Raw genomic sequence first — 19,923 nt, 5'->3', positions numbered from 1 at the left:
CCGGTCAGACGGGATCGATCTCGGCCCACACCGTCTTGCACGGCACGGGCCCGTCGACGACCCCCCACCGATCCGCCAACTCCCCGACCAGCAACAACCCGTATCCCGACTCCCCGTCTGTCGCCACCGCCGGACCGGGCAACAGATCCCCCGCGCGTCCACGACCTCGATCCTCAGCACCCCGCCTTCCCCGAGGAAGAGACCGACCCGGAAACTCCGCCCAGGCACCCGCCCGTGCAGCACGGCGTTGGCGGCGAGTTCGGCGACGACGAGCCGGGCGGGGTCCAACGGCAGACCCCACGCGTGCAGTTGCTCGGCGGCCAGCAGCCGGGCGAGACGCGCACCGCGCCGGGTTGCGGAGAGCGGCACGGTGAAGTGCCGAGTACAGGTGATGTGTCGGTTCACATCACAGAGAGTGTCGAGGCATGCGTAGCCTGTGAAGGGGATCACCCCGTGCGGACGAGAGCTGTCCAGATGGCGGCCGGTTTCCGTCCGGGACGTACGACGGGAGGGCGGTAGGCATGGACGAGTGGGACGTGAGTCCGGAGGACGGCGAGGCAACGGGCGTGATCAGGACGGTCGCCCGGCAACTGAAACTGTGGCGCGAGTCCGCCGGCCTCACCCAGCCGGAGTTCGGAGCGGCCATCGGCTACGGCGAGGAACTGGTCTCGTCCGTCGAACGGATGCGGCGCATTCCGCGTCCCGAGTACCTGGAGGCGGCGGACAAGGCCCTCAAAGCGGGCGGCAAGATCGCCGCGCTGAAGAAGGACCTGGCAGACGTCCGGTACCCGAAGAAGGTACGGGACGTGAAGCGCCTGGAGGCGGAGGCGGTCGAGATCTGCTCGTACAACGCCTCGGTGATCGACGGCTTGTTGCAGACCGAGGCTTACGCGCGCACGGTATTCAGTTCCCGTCGGCCTCCCTTCACAGAGCAGGAGCTGGAGCGCCAGGTATCGGCGCGACTGGCCCGTCAGACCCTCCTCGGGAGCCCAACGGCCAAGCCGCTTTTCAACTTCGTCACGTGCGAGGCGACCTTGCGCCGCCTGATCGGGGGGAAGATGGTGATGCGCGAGCAACTCGAACGATTGTTGGAGGTAGCCCGGTTGCGGAACGTCGACCTCCAGGTTCTGCCCCTGGCGTGCGAGGAGAACTCGGGGATCGACGGCTCGTTCCGGCTGCTCAAGCTCAGGGACGGATCAACCGTGGGACTCGTGGAGGCACCGCTGACGAGCCGCGTGCTCAGCGATCCCAGGGACACCACCGTCCTCGACGTTCGCTACGGAATGATCCGGGCCCAAGCTCTCACCCCACGGGAGTCGCTGGCCCTCATCGAGAAACTGCGGGGAGAGACATGAGCCTCAAGCCTTCCGGCTACGACCACTGCGGCTTCACATGGATAAAGAGCAGCTACAGCTCAGCCGACGGCCCTTCCTGCGTGGAAATGGCCACCGCCCCCGCCCACATCCTCATCCGCGACTCGAAGGACCCCCACCGGGGTCACCTCACCGTCACCCCCACCACCTGGGCGACCTTCTTGCCGTACGCCTCCGACCACTGACGCCCTCCCCACCGGACCCCTCTCCCGAAAACCGTGAACACTTCAGCCCGAAGTGTTCACGGTTTTCGACGACAGGGTCCGGCGTCGGCGGCGAGCACCTCGGGCGCGGGAAGGCTGTCCGCGTCGTCGAGGCTGGGGTCGCGGAGCCAGGTGATGTCGAGGTTGGCCTTGTCGCGGGCGGCCAGTTCCTCGTAGGTGAACGCCAGCCCGGGTGAGCGGGTTCTGCTTGAGGGTGAAGTGCTGGGCCGTACGGAAGTACGCCAACGGCCACCACCGCTCATTCGAGCACCCCGATGACACCCAGGACCGACATGCTCACGCTGTCCCGCAACAGGGTCCCGCTCCACCGCGCACACCGGCCCGGGGCAAGAACGTGCCTGCGTGATCTGCTCACAGCGGGCCCGCGCATGCGGCAATCTGGTCAACCGTGTCTACCTCCAGCCCTTCACCGGACCAGCGGCCTCCCCGGCGTTCACTCCTGCGGTTCCTGCCGGAACGACGCTTGACGCTCGGAGTCGTCTGCACGGCTGCCGTCGCCCCCCTCGGCATCGCGTTCGTCGGATCCCGTCTGACCGGTGAACGGTTCACCGACTACGTGAGCTCATTCCCTGACCACTGGGCCGTCGTGGTGGGCGCAGGCGTCGGCGTGGTCGCCAGCGTGATCTCGTGGCGGGAGACGGCACGTGCCGAGGCACGCCGTAGGGCCGAGGCCCGCGCCTCCCTGCGCGAGGCGGAGAACCGGCTGACCTCCGTGCTGGCCGGGGAGCGGGACGAGATCCCGACGGTGCCCCAGCAGTCGGACGGTCCCGCCGGACCCCGGGACGCGGCCGGACATGCCTCGCCGCACCCCCGGCCGACGGAACGGGCGGAGCAGCGCGACCACCGCGCCCACAAACTCGCCCTCGCGAGCCTGTGGGACGTGACCCACTCCCGCCTGGCCCTCTACCACGACATCGCCACCGGCCAGGCGAAGAGGTCGTTCATCAGCGCGCAGATCGCCATGGCACTCGGCTTCCTGCTCCTCATCGGCTTCGTCGCGGCCGCGGTACAGGCCGAGAAGACGGCGGCGGCAGCGGTCGCCGGCGCGCTCGGCGCCGTGGCGGCCGCCCTGGCCGCGTTCATCAGCCGGACGTTCATCAAGAGCCAGGAAACCGCGGCGGAGCACCTCAAGGCGTACTTCGACCAGCCGCTGGAGTTCTCCCGCTACCTGGCCGCCGAACGCCTCCTCAACGACGCGAAGCTGACCGACGACCAGCGAGCCGAGGTCGTGGGGGAACTGGTCAAACTCATCGCCGCCGGCCCACCGAACCCGCTCGTGGACGCCGGTGCCAACGTCCTGGAGCAACTTCCCAAGATGGTGCAGGGAGAGAAGTAGAGAAGGAACGCCGGGGATACGCGCGACGCCGGAACGGGGCGCCCCCGAAAGGGCGCCCCGCGCTCCTGCTCGTGGAACCGCCTCAGCTGGTCGTGGTCGACCGCCGCCGCCGCGACCCCGGCCGCCGCTCGCTCGGCCGCGTCACCGGATCGCCCGCCTCCAGTGCCGCCGCCCGGCGCCGCATCCCGAACTCGGCCAGGGCCTCGGCCAGCTTCAGTACCGACGGCTCGGGGGCCATGACGTCGACCCGCAGCCCGTGCTCCTCGGCCGTCTTGGCCGTCGCCGGGCCGATACAGGCGATCACCGTCACGTTGTGCGGCTTGCCCGCGATACCGACCAGGTTCCGCACCGTCGACGACGAGGTGAACAGCACCGCGTCGAACCCGCCGCCCTTGATCGCCTCCCGCGTCGTGGCCGGCGGCGGCGACGCCCGTACCGTCCGGTAGGCGGTGACGTCGTCGACCTCCCAGCCCAGCTCGATCAGCCCGGCGACCAGCGTCTCCGTGGCGATGTCGGCGCGCGGCAGGAAGACCCGGTCGATCGGGTCGAAGACCGGGTCGTACGGCGGCCAGTCCTCCAGCAGCCCGGCCGCCGACTGCTCCCCGCTCGGCACCAGGTCCGGCTTCACGCCGAAGGCGATCAGCGCGTTGGCGGTCTGCTCGCCCACCGCCGCGACCTTGATCCCGGCGAAGGCGCGCGCGTCGAGCCCGTACTCCTCGAACTTCTCGCGGACGGCCTTGACCGCGTTGACCGACGTGAACGCGATCCACTCGTAGCGGCCGGTCACCAGCCCCTTCACCGCCCGCTCCATCTGCTGGGGCGTGCGCGGCGGCTCGACGGCGATGGTCGGGACCTCGTGCGGGACGGCCCCGTAGGAGCGCAGCTGGTCGGAGAGCGACGCCGCCTGCTCCTTCGTACGCGGCACGAGCACCTTCCAGCCGAACAGCGGCTTGGACTCGAACCACGACAGCTGGTCACGCTGGGCGGGGGCGGAGCGCTCGCCGACCACGGCTATCACCGGCCGGCCGCCGTCCGGGGACGGCAGCACCTTGGCCTGCTTCAGCGTCTGGGCGATGGTGCCGAGCGTCGCCGTCCAGGTGCGCTGACGGGTCGTCGTACCGGCGACCGTCACCGTCATCGGCGTGTCCGGCTTGCGGCCCGCCGACACCAGCTCGCCCGCGGCGGCCGCCACCGAGTCCAGCGTCGTGGAGACGACCACCGTGCCGTCCGAGGCGCCGACCTCCGTCCAGCACCGGTCGGAGGCCGTGCGGGCGTCCACGAACCGCACGTCCGCGCCCTCGGCGTCCCGCAGCGGGACACCGGCGTACGCGGGCACACCGACGGCGGACGCGATACCGGGAACCACCTCGAAGGGCACCCCGGCGGCGGCGCACGCCAGCATCTCCTCGGCGGCGTACGTGTCGAGCCCGGGGTCCCCGGAGACCGCACGCACCACCCGCCTGCCGCCCCGCGCGGCCTCCATGACAAGATGTGCGGCATCCCGCACGGCGGGGACACCAGCGGTTGTTGACGAGCCGTCAACGACCGCCAGCTGAGGTGTGCCTGTGCCCGGGACCGGACCACCGGACGGGTCCGGGTCGGTGTGCACTTCGGCCACGCCGTGCCGGGCATGCGTACGTACGACGTCGAGCACCTCGTGCTCGGCGACGAGGACGTCCGCGTGCGCCAGCGCCTCCACGGCGCGCAGTGTCAGCAGTCCCGGATCTCCGGGTCCGGCACCGAGGAAGGTGACGTGCCCGTGTTCCGGACCGGCGGGAAGGGCGGTGGGGCTCAATGTTCTCGCTCCCCCATCAGACCGGCCGCGCCCTGGGCGAGCATCTCGGTGGCGAGTTCGCGACCGAGAGCCAGTGCCGCCTCGTGCGTTGCGGGCACGGGACCGGTGGTGGACAACTGCACCAGCGTCGAGCCGTCGGTCGTGCCGACGACGCCGCGCAGGCGCATTTCCTTGACAGTCTGCCCGTCGGCCAGCAGGTCGGCCAGCGCCCCCACGGGTGCGCTGCAACCGGCCTCCAGGGCGGCGAGCAGTGACCGCTCGGCGGTTACGGCGGCCCGCGTGAACGGGTCGTCGAGTTCGCCGAGCGCGGCGATCAGTTCCGCGTCGGACGCGGTGCATTCGATCGCCAGTGCCCCCTGGCCGGGGGCGGGCAGAACCGTGTCGACCGACAGGAAGTCGGTCACCTCGTCGCCGCGGCCGATCCGGTTGAGCCCCGCGGCGGCCAGTACGACGGCGTCGAGGTCGCCCTTGCGGACGTACCCGATGCGGGTGTCGACGTTGCCCCGGATCGGCACCGTCTCGATGTCCAGGCCGTGCGCGCGGGCGTACGCGTTGAGCTGCGCCATGCGCCGGGGGGCGCCGGTGCCGATGCGCGCGCCGCGCGGCAGGTCCGTGAACTTCAGCGCGTCCCGGGCGACGAGCACGTCGCGCGGGTCCTCGCGCTCGGGTACGGCGGCCAGCACCAGGCCGTCGGGCTGCGCGGTCGGCAGGTCCTTCAGCGAATGAACCGCGAAGTCGACCTCACCCCGCAGCAGCGCCTCGCGCAGCGCGGCCACGAACACCCCGGTGCCGCCGATCTGCGCGAGCTGCTCCCGCGACACATCGCCGTACGTGGTGATCTCGACCAGTTCGACGGGCCGTCCGGTCACCTGGCTCACGGCGTCCGCCACCTGCCCGGACTGGGCTATGGCGAGCTTGCTGCGCCTGGTCCCCAGTCTCAGTGCCTTCTCGGTCATGCCGGTCCTCGGTTCTTCTCAGTGCTGTTCCCGGCCCGGGAGACGGAGGCCACCGTCTCGGGGTCGAGGTCGAACAGGGTGCGGAGCGCGTCCGCGTACCCGGCGCCGCCTGGCTCGGCCGCGAGCTGCTTGACCCGCACCGTCGGCGCGTGCAGCAGCTTGTCCACCACGCGCCGGACCGTCTGGGTGATCTCGGCGCGGTGCTTGTCGTCCAGGGCGGGCAGCCGCCCTTCGAGGCGGGCGATCTCGCTCGCCACGACCTCGGCGGCCATGCTGCGCAGCGCCACCACGGTGGGGGTGATGGTCGCGGCCCGCTGGGCGGCGCCGAACGCGGCGACCTCGTCCGCGACGATCCGCCGGACCTGGTCCACGTCGGACGCCATCGGAGCGTCCGCGGACGCCTCCGCCAGCGACTCGATGTCGACCAGCCGTGCCCCGGCCAGCCGGTGCGCGGCGGCGTCGATGTCGCGCGGCATGGCGAGGTCGAGGAGGAAGAGGACGGGCTCCGGGCGCGGGACCTCGTGGACCGGCTCGGGCCGGCGCATCTCGGGCACCCGCCCGGCGGTGGCCGCGGTCGCGGCGAGCGCGGAGATCAGGTCGGCGTCGGCGCTCTCCCGAGGCTGGTCCACCGCGGTACCGCCCGCGGCCCACGCCCCGTGCTGCTCCAGCGCGGCGGCGTCCAGGCCGGCCACCGCCGCCTCCCCCATGACGGAGAAGCCGGACTGCGCGGCGGACAGGTCGAGCGGGCAGCCGTCCTCGGTGCCGACACTGGTCGGCGGCAGCGGCGCCCCGGCGACCGGTGCGACGGGTGCGGCCGCGATCTCGACGGGCTCGCCCGTACGTCCCTCGACCGCCGCGGCGACCGCGTCCACGGTGAGCACCAGGCCGGTCGCGCCGGTGCAGGAGACGGCGACGTCGGCACGTGTCAGCTCGGCCGGCACCGCGTCCATCGGTACCGCGCGGGCCACCACGTCCGTGTCGTCGCCCTCGGTCAGACCGCGCCCGTACTGCTCTTCGAGCAGGTGCGCGAGGCGCTCGGCGCGCTCGAAGGTGCGGTTGGCGACCACGACCTCGGCGACCCCGGCCCGGGCCAGCGTCGCGGCGGCCAGCGAGGACATCGACCCGGCACCGATGACCAGGGCCTTCTTGCCCCGGGCCCAGCCGGAGACCTCCGCGCCCGCGGCGAGCTGTTCCAGGCCGAAGGTGACCAGGGACTGCCCGGCGCGGTCGATGCCGGTCTCGGAGTGGGCGCGCTTGCCGACCCGCAGCGCCTGCTGGAACAGGTCGTTCAGCAGCCGCCCGGCGGTGTGCAGGTCCTGGGCGCGGGCCAGAGAATCCTTTATCTGCCCGAGGATCTGGCCCTCGCCGACGACCATCGAGTCCAGTCCGCAGGCCACCGACAACAGATGGTGGACGGCCCGGTCCTCGTAGTGCACGTAGAGGTGGGGAGTGAGCTCCTCCAGGCCGACCCCGCTGTGCTGGGCGAGCAGCGTGGACAGCTCGGCGACCCCGGCGTGGAACTTGTCCACGTCCGCGTAGAGCTCGATGCGGTTGCAGGTGGCCAGCACCGCGGCCTCGGCGGCCGGCTCGGCGGCGACCGTGTCCTGGAGCAGCTTGTTCTGCGCGTCCGCGTTCAGCGAGGCCCGTTCGAGGACGCTGACGGGGGCGCTGCGGTGGCTGAGTCCGACGACGAGGAGGCTCATGCCGGCATCACGGCGGGGACGTCGTCCCCGTCAGGACCCTGGTCGGCAGAGGCAGAGGCAGAGGCAGAAGCAGAGGCGGCGCCGGGAGCGGCGGCAGCGGCGGCGCGCTTGCGGGCGGCGGCAGCCGGTACGGCACCGTCCGCCGCGGCCTCCTCACCGGCCTTGCGCTGCTCGTGGAAGGCGAGGATCTGGAGTTCGATGGAGAGGTCGACCTTGCGCACGTCGACGCCCTCGGGGACGTTCAGCACGGTCGGCGCGAAGTTCAGGATGGAGGTCACCCCGGCGTCCACCAGCCGGTCGCAGACCTGCTGGGCGGCACCGGCGGGGGTGGCGATCACGCCGATCGAGACGCCGTTGTCCTGGATGATCCGCTCCAGCTCGTCGGTGTGCCGCACCGGGATGCCCGCGACCGGCTTCCCGGCCATCGCGGGGTCGGCGTCGATGAGCGCGGCGACCCGGAAGCCGCGGGAGGCGAACCCGCCGTAGTTGGCGAGCGCGGCGCCGAGGTTGCCGATACCGACGATCACGACCGGCCAGTCCTGGGTCAGGCCCAGCTCACGGGAGATCTGGTAGACGAGGTACTCGACGTCGTAGCCGACGCCCCGGGTCCCGTAGGAACCGAGGTAGGAAAAGTCCTTGCGCAGCTTCGCGGAGTTGACCCCCGCCGCCGCGGCCAGCTCCTCGGAGGAGACCGTGGGCACCGAGCGCTCCGACAGTGCGGTCAGCGCGCGGAGGTACAGCGGAAGCCGGGCGACGGTGGCCTCGGGAATCCCTCGGCTGCGGGTCGCCGGTCGGTGTGTTCGGCCAGTTGCCACGGTGCTCCTGCGGGTAGAGCGGGGCTGTAGGCGGTCATACGTCCCTACATGACCGCCCCGTCGAATGCAGGCTATGTCTTTGTGAACGCGTGCACAAAGATGGTGTCCGATTTGCCCGGCCAACGTGACCGGGGTCACGCGCCCCCGGCGCACGATCGGGGAACCGGCGCGCTCGCGCACTCGTTCCTCTTCTATTGGGGGCAAAGCCGTACACGCTCCTCACGATCCACGCCCCCGAGACCACGTCACCATTGATTTTAAGCGACCATCCGACAGCTCTTGGACTACTCGGACCAGTCGGACTACTCGGTCAGTGCCCTGCGCAGGCGTTCCTCGTTCACACGCCAGAAGGTGTGCTGGCGTCCGTCGACGAGGACCACGGGGATCTGCTCCCAGTACGCGTCGTGGAGGCCGCGGTCCGCGGTGATGTCCTTCGCCTCCCACGGGACGCCGAGGTCGGCGCACACCTTCTCGACGACGAGCTGTGCGTCATCACACAGGTGGCAGCCAGGTTTGCGGATGAGGGTGACGAGATGGTTCTCGGAACGGGGCTGGTGCTCGGGACGCGACGGCGTCTTTCTGCGGAAGACGGGGCTCATGCCGGCCATTCTCGCGCGCGCCGCGCCGTACGGAAGTCCCGTCGCGACGCCGCCGCGACGCGCCGGGCGCACGGCGGCTTCAACGGTTCGGTCGCGCAGAGTTCACAGCCTCCCAACCCCTCGACTCCGGAACGCCCGAACAAACTGGCTATGCTCACGGGCATGGCCGCTCTTGGATGGCTCACTCCCCGAAGGCGCTCCGCCACCGCGCGCAGCGTGCTGGCAGGCGAGGCGTCGGCGGAGGCAGCCCGCAAATCCACCCAGGACCTCCCGGTGCCCGACGCCGCCGGTGAGCCGGATTTCCCGGTGCACGGCGACGACCGGGCCGCCGCCTTCTTCGACCTGGACAACACGGTCATGCAGGGCGCCGCGCTGTTCCACTTCGGACGCGGCCTGTACAAGCGCAAGTTCTTCGAGACCCGCGACCTGGCCCGGTTCGCCTGGCAGCAGGCGTGGTTCCGGCTGGCCGGCTTCGAGGACCCCGAGCACATGCAGGACGCCCGCGACTCGGCGCTCTCCATCGTCAAGGGCCACCGCGTCTCCGAGCTGAAGTCGATCGGCGAGGAGATCTACGACGAGTACATGGCCGAGCGCATCTGGCCCGGCACCCGCGCCCTCGCCCAGGCCCACCTGGACGCGGGCCAGAAGGTCTGGCTGGTCACGGCCGCCCCGGTGGAGATCGCCCAGGTGATCGCCCGCCGCCTCGGCCTGACCGGCGCGCTCGGCACGGTCGCGGAGTCGATCGGCGGCGTCTACACCGGCAAGCTGGTCGGCGAACCCCTGCACGGCCCGGCCAAGGCCGAGGCGGTCCGCGCCCTGGCGGCGGCGGAGGGCCTGGACCTGACCCGCTGCGCGGCCTACAGCGACTCGCACAACGACATCCCGATGCTGTCCCTGGTCGGCCACCCCTACGCGATCAACCCCGACTCGAAACTGCGCCGCCACGCCCGGGAACTGGACTGGCGCCTGCGGGACTACCGCACCGGCCGCAAGGCCGCCAAGGTCGGCATCCCGGCGGCGGCCGGCGTCGGCGCCGTGGCCGGCGGCACGGCGGCCGCCATCGCCCTGCACCGACGCCGCCGCTGACCCGGCCGGCCGCCAACCCGTCTGACGTACCCGCGCGGCCCCCGGCTCACTCACCCGTCTCCCACCCGAGCACAACACGCTCCGTTACGACGCCGAACCCAGGCTCTTTCGATCAGCAACCGATCAATCTCCGGCGCCCGAACGGCCGTCATTCGGTTACGTAAGCGACGTAATCGATGATTTGAGCAACTGGGTGTAGCAGGGCCTGTACGAAGCGTTATTCTCCTCAGACGCAATCCGGTACCCCTCCGTCGCTACGACGGGTGAAAGGTCCCGCACTGCACGTGATGGAAGCTCTGCCTCTGGGAGTCCCGTGTACCCACACGTCGGGGTTGACGCCTCGGGCCTGGCTACGCTGCGCGCAACGGTCAAAACGCTCCAGGACCTGTTCCGCGACTACGTCCCCACCGCGTATGCCGTCCCCACCGCGTACGCCGTCCCCGCATTCGCCGCAGCCACCGCCCCCGTCGGCCCGGCCTACGCGCTCGCCGAGAGCGGCGCCGCCGCCGTCGGCAGACGCGCACGCGCCTCCGGGACGACCGCCCGGCGCCCTGCCGCGGACAGCGACAGCGCCCGGATGATGGACCTGGTGGAGCGCGCCCAGGCGGGCGAAGCCGACGCCTTCGGACGGCTCTACGACCAGTACAGCGACACCGTGTACCGGTACATCTACTACCGCGTGGGAGGCAAGGCCACCGCCGAGGACCTGACCAGCGAGACCTTTCTGCGCGCCCTGCGCCGCATCGGCACCTTCACCTGGCAGGGGCGCGACTTCGGCGCCTGGCTGGTGACGATCGCCCGCAACCTGGTCGCCGACCACTTCAAGTCCAGCCGCTTCCGGCTCGAAGTGACCACCGGCGAGATGCTCGACGCCAACGAGGTCGAGCGCTCCCCCGAGGACTCCGTCCTGGAGTCCCTCTCCAACGCCGCCCTGCTGGACGCCGTACGCCGGCTCAACCCCCAGCAGCAGGAATGCGTGACGCTGCGCTTCCTCCAGGGCCTCTCCGTCGCCGAGACCGCCCGCGTGATGGGCAAGAACGAAGGCGCCATCAAGACCCTCCAGTACCGGGCCGTGCGCACCCTCGCCCGGCTGCTCCCGGACGACGCCCGCTGAGCCTCCCAAGTCACCATCGGTGACGGTTCGTTGACTCACCGGCCCGCTTGCCCGCCGTGCGTAACCCAAGTGCCGCGCCACTCGTTGAGCGGGATGCAGGCTCCCTGTGGTCACTCCCTGGCCGACTTCGATCACACATTCGTGTGGTCCTGGTCAGGGTGTGCAACCCTCAGGACCCCCTGGGGAGTCGACCGTCATGACGAGAGGAGGTGCCGCCAGTGATCGCGAACGTATCGGCGCACCGGCGGGCGAACGCCTTCGCCCAGGCTCTGGAGGAGCAGCCCGACCGCGGCCCGGCGGCCGAGCAGTCCGAAGAACCGGCACCGGCCGCGGCCCCCGCGGACCGGACCGAGCAGGGCCGCATGGTGGCCCTGACAGCCGGTCTCGACGCGCTGCCCAAGCCCGAGCTGGACCCGGAGGTCAAGGTCGTCCAGCGGGCCCAGCTGGTGGCCGCGTTCGAGGCCATGCTCCAGGAAGGCACCGCGGGCGGCGAGGCGGACCCGTCGGTACCCGAGCAGCGCCGCGCCCGCGGCGCCCACCGGGCGACACCGCTCAGGAAATTCCGGCCCCGCTCACGGCTGGCCAAGGGCCTCACCGCCGGCGGACTCAGCGTCGGCGTGGCCGCCGGAGCCTTCGGCGGAGTCGCCGCGGCCAGTTCCGACGCCCTGCCGGGCGACTCGCTCTACGGCCTCAAGCGCGGCATAGAGGACTTCAAGCTCGGCCTCGCCGACGACGACACCGAGCGCGGCCGCGGTTACCTCGACCTGGCCTCCACCCGGCTGAGCGAGGCCCGCCGGCTGGTCGAGCGCGACCGGAGCGGCTCCCTCGACCACGAGGCCCTCGGCGAGATCCGCCGCGCCCTGTCCGGCATGCAGCAGGACGCGTCCGAGGGCCACCGCCTGCTCAGCGCGGTCTACGCCCGCGACCCCGACTCGCTCGACCCGATGCGGGCGCTCTCCGCCTTCTCGCGCTCCCACCGGGACGCCTGGGGGACCCTGCGCGAGCGGCTGCCCGTGCAGCTCGGCGACGTCAGCGAGCAGGTGTCGTCGGTGTTCGACGCCATAGACGAGGACGTGGCCCCGCTGCGGTCCCTGCTCCCCCAGCCGCCGTCCCGGGACGACGACGCGGGCCGGCAGGACGGCGGCTCCGGATCGGTCGGCTCGACACCGTCCGGCTCCGGCAGCTCCGCGCCGCCCAGCACCGGCCGGAGCGACTCCTCCGAGCCCGGCCGCACCGACAGCCGGCACCCCAGCGAGTCCGCCGACTCCGGCAGCGAGAGCGACGGCCTGCTCGGCGGCGGCACCGGCGGCCTGCTCGACCCGCCCGAGGAGACCACCCCCACCTCACCGTCCACCGGCGACAAGACGCCCGCCCCCGAGCCGGACGTCACGCTGCCGCCCCTCCTCCCGGGCCTGCTGCCCGACCTGGGCATCGAGGGCGAGGACACCGACTGAGACGGGCCTGACGCCGTACGGCGGTGGGGACGCCCCACCGCCGTACCGTCATGTCGGACCTCTGAGCGTCTAGAAGAACACCGACCGCCGCTGCACCAGCAGCTTGTACAGCGTGTGCTGGATCTGCTCCCTGACCTGGTCGGTCAGGTTGAACATCAGCATCGGGTCCTCCGCCGCCTCCGCCGGATAGTGGTCCGTGGGGATCGGCTCGCCGAACTGGATCGTCCACTTCGTCGGCAACGGCACCGCCCCCAACGGCCCCAGCCACGGGAACGTCGGCGTCAGCGGGAAGTACGGGAATCCCAGCAGCCGGGCCAGCGTCCTGGCGTTGCCGATCATCGGGTAGATCTCCTCCGCGCCGACGATCGAGCACGGGACGATCGGCGTCCCCGCCCGCAGCGCCGTGGAGACGAACCCGCCCCGGCCGAACCGCTGCAGCTTGTACCGGTCGCCGAACGGCTTGCCCAGCCCCTTGAACCCCTCCGGCATCACCCCGACCAGCTCCCCCTGCCCGAGCAGCCGCGCCGCGTCCTCCGCGCAGGCCAGGGTGTGTCCCAGCTTGCGGGCCAGCTCGTTGACGACCGGCAGCACGAACACCAGGTCCGCCGCGAGCAGCCGCAGATGCCGCCCCGCCGGATGGTTGTCGTGGACCGCGACCTGCATCATCAGGCCGTCCAGCGGCAGCGTCCCGGAGTGGTTGGCGACGATCAGCGCCCCGCCCTCGGCCGGGATGTTCTCGACGCCCTTCACCTCGACCCGGAAGTACTTCTCGTACACCGGACGCAGCACGGACATCAGCACCTGGTCGGTCAGCTCGGCGTCATAGCCGAAGTCGTCGACCTCGTAGTCACCGGTCAGGCGCCGGCGCAGGAACGCCAGCCCGCCCGCGATCCGCCGCTCCAGCCCGTCACCGCCACCGTCCTCCCCCGGGGGCAGCTCCCGGCCCTCCCCTGCCACCGGACCGTCGCCCTCCCCGCCCTGCCGCACGGGCAGCGCCTGGACCTCGCCGACCGGCGCGGCGGACTCCGCCGCACTCGCCCGCCGGCTCCCCGCGCCGCCCCTGCGCCGCGCCGAGCGCTGCCCGGCGCCCCCGCGGGACCGGTCGTCGTCGAACGGAATGACCTTGGCATCAGCCATCGTTGATGCGCTCCTCAGTTGGCGCTCTGCGTCGGGGTGTGGCCGCCGCCCGTACGGGACAGCGCGGCGATCCGGTCCACGGCCCTCGCGACGGCGGCCGGCGGGAGCAGCCCCGGCTCCCGGCTGCGTGCGAAGTCCGCGAACGTCTCGGCGGTGGTGTGTTTCGGCTGGAAACCCAGCGTCTCGCGCATCTGGGTGGTGTCCACGACCCGGCCGTGCGTGAGCAGCCGGATCTGCTCGGGGGAGAAGTCCGTCACCCCCAGCGTACGCACCAGGGACCCCGCCCAGGTGACCACGGGCAGCAGCATCGGCACGGTGGGCCGGCCCAGCCGCCGCGCGCACTGGGAGAGCACCAGGACACCGTCCCCGGCGATGTTGAACGTCCCGCTGTTCAGCGTCCCCCGCTCCGGCTCGTGCGAGGCGATCCGCAGCACCTCGATCGCGTCGTCCTCGTGGACGAACTGCAGCCGCGGGTCGTAGCCGAACACCGTCGGCAGCACCGGCAGCGAGAAGTACGACGCCAGGGGGGTGTCGGTGGCCGGGCCGAGGACGTTGGCGAACCGCAGCACGCACACCGCGACGTCCGGCCGCCGCCGCGCGAAGCCCCGAACGTACCCCTCGACCTCCACGGTGTCCTTGGCGAAGCCACCGCTGGGCAGGGACTTGGCCGACGTCGTCTCGGTGCAGACGGCCGGATCGCGGGGCGCGGACCCGTAGACGTTCGTACTGGACTTCACCACCAGCCGCCGCACGGCCGGCGACTTCTGGCAGGCGCCGAGCAGCTGCATGGTCCCGATGACGTTGGTCTCCTTGACCGACGTCCGGCTGCCGCTGCCCAGCGGGGTGCCGGTGACGTCCATGTGGACGACCGTGTCGGCGCCCGTCTCCGCCAGCACCCGCGCGATGGTGGGCTGCCGGATGTCGGCCTGGACGAAGTCCGCGCCGCCCAGATGGTGCTCGGGCGGAACCGCGTCCACACCGACGACCCGGTCCACCGCCGGGTCCCGCTGGATCCGCCGCACGAAGCGGCCCCCCAACTGCCGGGCCACTCCGGTCACGAGCACGACCTTGCCCACGATCCGCGCCTTTCTCTCGGTCCCCCGCCGGGTTCCCCGCCCGCGGGCCAACCTATCGGCTCGGTGTTGCGCAGTGATGACCGCCGGACGCGTCCCGTGACGGAAAACGGCCGTACGGCCCACCTGCCCGCCCGCCGCGCACGTCCGTCTCCGGAACGTCTGTGGCCCCCCACCGGATCCGGTGGGGGGCCACAGATGACGCTTTCGCGGCGTCGCGTCGCTTACTTCTTGTTGCGACGCTGAACGCGCGTGCGCTTGAGCAGCTTGCGGTGCTTCTTCTTGGCCATCCGCTTGCGCCGCTTCTTGATAACAGAGCCCACGACTACCCTCGCTCACTTCTCATCACTCGGTTGTTTGGGCGCCATGGGCCCACACGACCTACGAGGGGCTAGCCTACCTGCCCGAGCGCTGAGGTCGTAATCGAGGGGACGGGGGAGGTCCGACGGGACTGCCGGGGACCTCCCCCGAGCCCTGACGGGCCCTGATCAGGCCGTGTCCACCCCCACGAAGCTCTCGCGGAGGTACTCGTGAACCGCATTCTCCGGGACGCGGAAGGACCGCCCCACCCGGATCGCGGGCAGATGACCGCTGTGCACCAACCGGTACACGGTCATCTTCGACACTCGCATCACCGAGGCGACCTCCGCCACGGTAAGGAACTGAACCTCGCTCAGAGGCCTCTGGTCATCAGCCATGACACACCTGAACCTTCCGCACTCGACGGCCACCGGCTTCCCCTTCCGGTGACTCTTCGTCGCTGCGTGCTCACTCCCCAATGTAGGTGCGGGTGATGCGAGTGGGGAAGAGGTGCACGCATCGGCGCCCTACTGGGACAGACACGCTCGATTGAGTACGTAGCGGGTAAGCGGGAGGTAGTAATCGGACCGCACGCCGTCATCAAGTGGAACGACGACGGACACGCACCCCTCTGCCTGACCCACGAAGAGCGCGGGGTCGTCCGTATCAGCGAGCCCGATGGCCTCGAACCCCAGCTGACCTGCTCCGCAGACCCATCCGTGGTCTCCGATCACCAGCTCCGGCAGCACCCCGCCGGCCTCCGCCGCACCGGCCAGCGCGGTCCGAACCGGGAGGGGTGAGTGGGTGTGCGCGCCGGGCTCACAACCGGGGCGTTCAGGGCCGGGTTCCCGCACCAACGCGACGCCTCGTACGTAGTCGAGGTTGTACGTGCGTAGACCGAACCGGGTCGTTATGTCGACACAGCGACCCTGCGCCGGGGTGAGAACGGCACATCCCGCCGCCGACAGGGCGTCCGCCAAGGCGGCGTAGAAACCGAGCAGCCGGTGCGGATGCCCGGTGCCGAGCACGACCGGGGCCCCACGCCGGGCGGCCTCCGCGAGCCGGTCCGCGAAGGCGTCCAGGGCGCTCAGCGTCCGGTCCGGATCGATCACGTCCTGCCCCGTGACGCATCGGGGGTCGGCCGATACGCCGCACCGGTCCGCCATCAGCTCGATCACCTCCCGCTGCCGCCAGGCCCCTACGGGATCGATCCCCAGCAGCACCCGGGGATCCCGGGCCGCGAACAGCCGATAACTGCGCAGGCTCGTCTCCCGCGAGGTCGCCACGACCCCGGCCAGCCGGGCATCGAGCAGATGATCACGAAGCTCCCGTGCCGACACCACCCCCCGATACTCCCGAACCCGGCCCCCGCCCGACCCCGTTTCCCCCCGACTCCACCCACTCGGCCGACCACCCCGCCCCCCACCACGAACGCCTCGCCCCACCGCGGGCGCCGCAAGCCGTCAGCCACAACGCCACGCACCCGACAACCGACCCGCCCCGCCCCGCCCCGCACGACCGTCGGCCAACACCGCCGGCCGACACCCGTCAAGCCAACAACCCCCGCAACGGAAACACCGCCCGCCGAGCCGCCACCACCGCCTGATCCACCCGGTCCGCGGGGTCGTACCCCGCCTCCCACCCCGCCCACGACACAGGCCACCGCCCGTCCGTCATCCGCATCGGCCCCAACTGCCGGGTCCGCGCGTACACCTCCGCCCGCCACGACTCCGGGATCACCGCCTCCGGCGCCACCTCCCGCCCCGCCGCGATCCCCACCAGATGCGTCCACGACCGCGGCACCACGTCCACCACCGCGTAACCGCCCCCGCCCAGCGCCACCCACCGGCCCCCGGCGTACTCGTGCGCCAGCTCATGGCACGCCACCTGCACCGCCCGCTGCGCGTCCACCGACACCGCCAGGTGCGCCAACGGATCCTCGAAGTGCGTGTCCGCCCCGTGCTGCGTCACCAGCACCTGCGGCCGAAAAGACGAAACCAGCTCCGGCACCACCGCGTGGAACGCCCGCAGCCACCCCGCGTCCCCGGTCCCCGCCGGCAACGCGACGTTCACCGCCGATCCCTCCGCCGCCCCGTCCGCCCCGGTCTCTTCGGGCCACCCGCTCCCCGGGAACAACATCCGCGGATGCTCGTGCAACGACACCGTCAGCACCCGCGGGTCCTCCCAGAACGCCGCCTGCACCCCGTCCCCGTGATGCACATCGACATCCACGTACACGACCCGCTCGGCACCCAGCTCCAGCAGCCGCGCGATCGCCAGCGCCGCGTCGTTGTACACGCAGAACCCCGACGCCGCCCCCGGCATCGCGTGATGCAGCCCGCCCGCGAAGTTCACCGCGTGCAGCGCGTCCCCCCGCCACACCGCCTCCGCCGCCCCCACCGACTGCCCGGCGATCAGCGCCGACACCTCGTGCATCCCCGCGAACGCCGGATCATCGACCGTCCCCAGCCCGTACGCGCCGTCCGCCGCCCCCGGATCGACGGAAGCCGCCTTCACCGCCGCGATGTAGTCCTCCCGGTGCACCAGCCGCAACGTCGACTCCCCGGCCGCCTTCGCCGCTACGACGTCCAGCTCCCGGTCGAGCCCGAAGGCACCGACCAGCGCGCGCGTCAGGGCGAGCCGCACCGGATCCATCGGATGGTCCGGCCCGAAGTCATAACCCGTTACCGCCTCGTCCCACATCAGCCGCGCGCGCCCGCTCATGCCCGCCACCGTATCGGTCGGCCCCGCCCGCCTCGAACGACCGGGCGTACACGACCGTCACCAGCACCAACACCATCGGCACCAGCATCGCCCCGCGATAACTCCACACACCCCCGAGCGCCCCGACCAAAGGCGAACCCACCAGAAAACCCACGTAATTGAAGACATTCAGCCGCGCGACAGCCGCATCCGAAGCCCCGGGAAACAACCGCCCCGCCGCCGCGAACGTCTGCGGCACCAGCACGCACAGCCCCACCCCCAGCAGCGTGAACCCGGCCATCCCCACCCAGGCCACCGGCGCCCCCGCCACCACCGCGAACCCCACCGCCGCCACCAGCGCCCCACCCCGCACGACCACCAGGGCCCCCAGCCGCCGCACCCCGAAGTCCCCCAGAGCCCGCCCGGCCAACGTGGTCACCATGTACACGCTGTACGGCACGGTCGCCAGCTGCTCCGAACTCCCCAGCACGTCCTGCAGGTACTTGGCACTCCAGTTGGACACCGTCGAGTCCCCGATGTACGCGAAGGCCATCACCAGACACAACGGCAGCAACACCCGAAACTCCAACCCACCCTCACCGGCTCCTCCCTCCTCCCCACCCCGGTCCACATACCACCGGCTCCCCACCAGCGCCGCCGGCACCAGCACCCCGACCACCGGCAGATACGACACCCACAGCGCCAGCCCCCAGTGCGCCCCTGCCCACGCCAGCGAGGCCCCGACGATCCCGCCCAAGCTGTACGCGGCATGGAACCCGAGCATGATGCTCCGCCCGTACGCCCGCTGCAGGCTGACCCCGAGCATGTTCATCGAGGCGTCCAACGCCCCCACCGCCAGCCCGAACGCCCCGAGCGCGACGGCCAACTGGGCCATCCCCTCACCCAGCCCGACCCCGAGCAACGCCAGCAGCACCACCGGCTGGGACCACCGCAGCACCCGACTCGGCCGCACCCGCCGCACCAGCCGCCCGGTCACCACGCTCCCCACACCGGCCAGTACCGGCACGGCCGCCAGAAACACCGGAAGCAGCCCGTCGGAGACCCCGTACCGGTCCTGCACGGCCGGAATGCGCGTCACCAGCAGCGCGAACGCCACGCCCTGGGCGAAGAAGCCGAACGCCAGAGAAACCCTGCCCCGCCGCGGCACATCCGTCATGGCGGCGAGCGTAGGGCCCCGCCCTACCGCTGGGTAGGTCCCGCCGGAGACGAATCGACGTCACCTTCCGCGGCGCACGCCTCCCGCCCGGCCGCCAACGCCCCACTGACCACGAAGGTCACCCCGAGCACCCCGCACATGACCACGGTCCCGAGCCACACCATCACGTCGACGGGCAGCACGTACGCCCTCACGACCCCCACCACACTGGTGGCCACGCTGTCCCGAGCGCCGCGAGCGTACTGATCCTGACCCCGCCCCGTCCTTCATCACGTAGTGCCCCAGCGTCCTGTCGGGAGCCCGTCCGCCGCCAGGGACAACCGTCCGCATCCCCCATGACAGATGTCCGTCAGGACAGCAGACCGGGCAGCTCCCGCATGTCCGCGAACACCTTCCCGGCCCCGCCCAGCTTCTCCGCCGGCGTCATGGCCGTGAACCCCACGACGTCCATCCCGGCCGCCACGGCCGCCGCCACCCCGAGCGGACTGTCCTCGACGACCACACACCGCTCCGGCGCCACGCCCATCCGCTCGGCCGCGTACAGGAACAGATCCGGCGCCGGCTTCCCCCGCCCCACATCCTCCGAACTGAAAATCCGCCCGTCATCGAACCACCGGTCCAGCCCGGTCGTCCGATGCCCCACCCGAATCCGCTCATGACTCCCGGACGACGCCACGCAGTACGCCGCCCCGTCCGCGGCAAGCTGCTCCAGCACCCCGACCACACCGGGCACCGCCGCCAGCTCCCTCTCGAAAGCCGCGAACACCCGCCCATGAAAGACATCGTCAAAATCCTCGGGCAGCCCCCGCCCAGTCCGTTCCCGGATCAGATCATGGACCCGATGCATGGCGGCCCCCATGTAGTCCCGCAAAGAGTCCTCGTACGAGGTCGGATGCCCGAGCTCCGTCAGATAGCCGGCCAGCAGCCGGTTGGAGATCGGCTCACTGTCGACGAGCACGCCGTCGTTGTCGAAGATGACCAGGTCGTAGCGCATACACCGACCCTAAACGCAGAAAACCCCCGCACCAAAAGGTGCGGGGGTTTCCCTTTATCCAAAAATTGTTCGGCGGCGTCCTAC

Annotated in this window: 20 protein-coding genes and 1 pseudogene; 6 read left to right on the top strand and 15 right to left on the bottom strand. The window is 71.4% G+C overall.

Annotation, left to right across the window (positions count from 1 at the left end):
* Positions 1-4 precede the first annotated feature (4 nt).
* A pseudogene (locus J7I94_RS38305) lies at positions 5-405 on the bottom strand (ATP-binding protein).
* Positions 406-521: 116 nt separating this feature from the next.
* Here J7I94_RS38305 and J7I94_RS13765 point away from each other — a divergent pair.
* Together J7I94_RS13765 and J7I94_RS13760 are read left to right on the top strand one after the other, a co-directional pair.
* The gene (locus tag J7I94_RS13765) at positions 522-1,355 is read left to right on the top strand and encodes a helix-turn-helix transcriptional regulator (protein WP_215167362.1); all 834 of its coding nucleotides are present in this window, start codon (positions 522-524) and stop codon (positions 1,353-1,355) included.
* Positions 1,352-1,558, top strand: a complete 207-nt coding sequence (locus J7I94_RS13760; RefSeq protein WP_215167361.1) for a DUF397 domain-containing protein — start codon at positions 1,352-1,354, stop codon at positions 1,556-1,558. The genes J7I94_RS13765 and J7I94_RS13760 overlap by 4 nt, the downstream gene beginning before the upstream one ends.
* A 56-nt stretch (positions 1,559-1,614) precedes the next feature.
* Here the strand turns inward: J7I94_RS13760 and J7I94_RS13755 are convergent, their stop codons facing one another.
* A complete protein-coding gene (locus J7I94_RS13755; RefSeq protein WP_215167401.1) occupies positions 1,615-1,839 on the bottom strand; it encodes a hypothetical protein in 225 nt (74 codons plus the stop codon).
* A gap of 221 nt (positions 1,840-2,060) precedes the next feature.
* Between J7I94_RS13755 and J7I94_RS13750 the strand changes: the two genes are divergently transcribed.
* Entirely contained in the window at positions 2,061-2,933 is an 873-nt protein-coding gene (locus J7I94_RS13750) for a hypothetical protein (RefSeq protein WP_215167360.1), read from the top strand.
* An 82-nt stretch (positions 2,934-3,015) separates the two neighbouring features.
* On the opposite strand, the gene J7I94_RS13745 is transcribed toward J7I94_RS13750, so the two are convergent.
* From J7I94_RS13745 to J7I94_RS13725, 5 genes are all read right to left on the bottom strand, one after another.
* On the bottom strand, positions 3,016-4,728 hold the full coding sequence (locus tag J7I94_RS13745) for a bifunctional uroporphyrinogen-III C-methyltransferase/uroporphyrinogen-III synthase (protein ID WP_215167359.1): 1,713 nt from the start codon (positions 4,726-4,728) through the stop codon (positions 3,016-3,018).
* Positions 4,725-5,684, bottom strand: coding sequence for a hydroxymethylbilane synthase (gene hemC, locus J7I94_RS13740; RefSeq protein WP_215167358.1), 960 nt, complete (start codon positions 5,682-5,684; stop codon positions 4,725-4,727). Before hemC ends, J7I94_RS13745 begins: the two co-directional genes overlap by 4 nt.
* On the bottom strand, positions 5,681-7,387 hold the full coding sequence (locus J7I94_RS13735; RefSeq protein WP_215167357.1) for a glutamyl-tRNA reductase: 1,707 nt from the start codon (positions 7,385-7,387) through the stop codon (positions 5,681-5,683). Before J7I94_RS13735 ends, hemC begins: the two co-directional genes overlap by 4 nt.
* Positions 7,384-8,202, bottom strand: coding sequence for a redox-sensing transcriptional repressor Rex (locus tag J7I94_RS13730; RefSeq protein WP_215167356.1), 819 nt, complete (start codon positions 8,200-8,202; stop codon positions 7,384-7,386). Before J7I94_RS13730 ends, J7I94_RS13735 begins: the two co-directional genes overlap by 4 nt.
* Positions 8,203-8,504: 302 nt before the next feature.
* Positions 8,505-8,801, bottom strand: coding sequence for a glutaredoxin family protein (locus tag J7I94_RS13725; protein ID WP_215167355.1), 297 nt, complete (start codon positions 8,799-8,801; stop codon positions 8,505-8,507).
* A 162-nt stretch (positions 8,802-8,963) separates the two neighbouring features.
* On the opposite strand from J7I94_RS13725, the gene J7I94_RS13720 reads away from it, so the two are divergent.
* From J7I94_RS13720 to J7I94_RS13710, 3 genes are all read left to right on the top strand, one after another.
* Entirely contained in the window at positions 8,964-9,887 is a 924-nt protein-coding gene (locus J7I94_RS13720; protein ID WP_215167354.1) for an HAD family phosphatase, read from the top strand.
* A gap of 313 nt (positions 9,888-10,200) precedes the next feature.
* A complete protein-coding gene (locus tag J7I94_RS13715) occupies positions 10,201-11,001 on the top strand; it encodes an ECF subfamily RNA polymerase sigma factor, BldN family (protein ID WP_215167353.1) in 801 nt (266 codons plus the stop codon).
* Positions 11,002-11,219: 218 nt separating this feature from the next.
* On the top strand, positions 11,220-12,455 hold the full coding sequence (locus tag J7I94_RS13710; protein ID WP_215167352.1) for a DUF5667 domain-containing protein: 1,236 nt from the start codon (positions 11,220-11,222) through the stop codon (positions 12,453-12,455).
* A 69-nt stretch (positions 12,456-12,524) separates the two neighbouring features.
* Here J7I94_RS13710 and J7I94_RS13705 read toward each other — a convergent pair whose 3' ends face one another.
* The 8 genes from J7I94_RS13705 to J7I94_RS13670 form a co-directional block, all read right to left on the bottom strand.
* Positions 12,525-13,592 (bottom strand): lysophospholipid acyltransferase family protein, encoded by a 1,068-nt coding sequence (locus tag J7I94_RS13705; protein WP_215167351.1) that lies wholly within the window; start codon positions 13,590-13,592, stop codon positions 12,525-12,527.
* A 14-nt stretch (positions 13,593-13,606) separates the two neighbouring features.
* A complete protein-coding gene (locus tag J7I94_RS13700) occupies positions 13,607-14,668 on the bottom strand; it encodes an NAD-dependent epimerase/dehydratase family protein (protein WP_215167350.1) in 1,062 nt (353 codons plus the stop codon).
* A 221-nt stretch (positions 14,669-14,889) separates the two neighbouring features.
* Positions 14,890-14,988 (bottom strand): 30S ribosomal protein bS22, encoded by a 99-nt coding sequence (locus J7I94_RS13695; RefSeq protein ID WP_003948845.1) that lies wholly within the window; start codon positions 14,986-14,988, stop codon positions 14,890-14,892.
* Positions 14,989-15,153: 165 nt separating this feature from the next.
* Positions 15,154-15,363 (bottom strand): helix-turn-helix domain-containing protein, encoded by a 210-nt coding sequence (locus J7I94_RS13690; protein WP_215167349.1) that lies wholly within the window; start codon positions 15,361-15,363, stop codon positions 15,154-15,156.
* Between the two features lie 129 nt (positions 15,364-15,492).
* Positions 15,493-16,308 (bottom strand): phosphatase, encoded by an 816-nt coding sequence (locus tag J7I94_RS13685; RefSeq protein ID WP_215167348.1) that lies wholly within the window; start codon positions 16,306-16,308, stop codon positions 15,493-15,495.
* A gap of 205 nt (positions 16,309-16,513) precedes the next feature.
* The gene (locus J7I94_RS13680; protein WP_215167347.1) at positions 16,514-17,689 is read right to left on the bottom strand and encodes an acetoin utilization protein AcuC; all 1,176 of its coding nucleotides are present in this window, start codon (positions 17,687-17,689) and stop codon (positions 16,514-16,516) included.
* Positions 17,640-18,845 carry an MFS transporter gene (locus tag J7I94_RS13675; RefSeq protein WP_215167346.1) on the bottom strand — a complete coding sequence of 402 codons (1,206 nt, stop codon included), beginning with the start codon at positions 18,843-18,845 and terminating at the stop codon, positions 17,640-17,642. The genes J7I94_RS13680 and J7I94_RS13675 overlap by 50 nt, the downstream gene beginning before the upstream one ends.
* Positions 18,846-19,194: 349 nt before the next feature.
* Positions 19,195-19,839, bottom strand: a complete 645-nt coding sequence (locus tag J7I94_RS13670; protein WP_215167345.1) for an HAD family phosphatase — start codon at positions 19,837-19,839, stop codon at positions 19,195-19,197.
* Positions 19,840-19,923: the final 84 nt, after the last annotated feature.

This window comes from Streptomyces sp. ISL-12, from assembly GCF_018614415.1.
In the GTDB taxonomy this organism is placed as follows: domain Bacteria; phylum Actinomycetota; class Actinomycetes; order Streptomycetales; family Streptomycetaceae; genus Streptomyces.
Note: the sequence above shows the minus strand (reverse complement) of the source record. Positions and strands in the feature narration are given on the sequence as shown.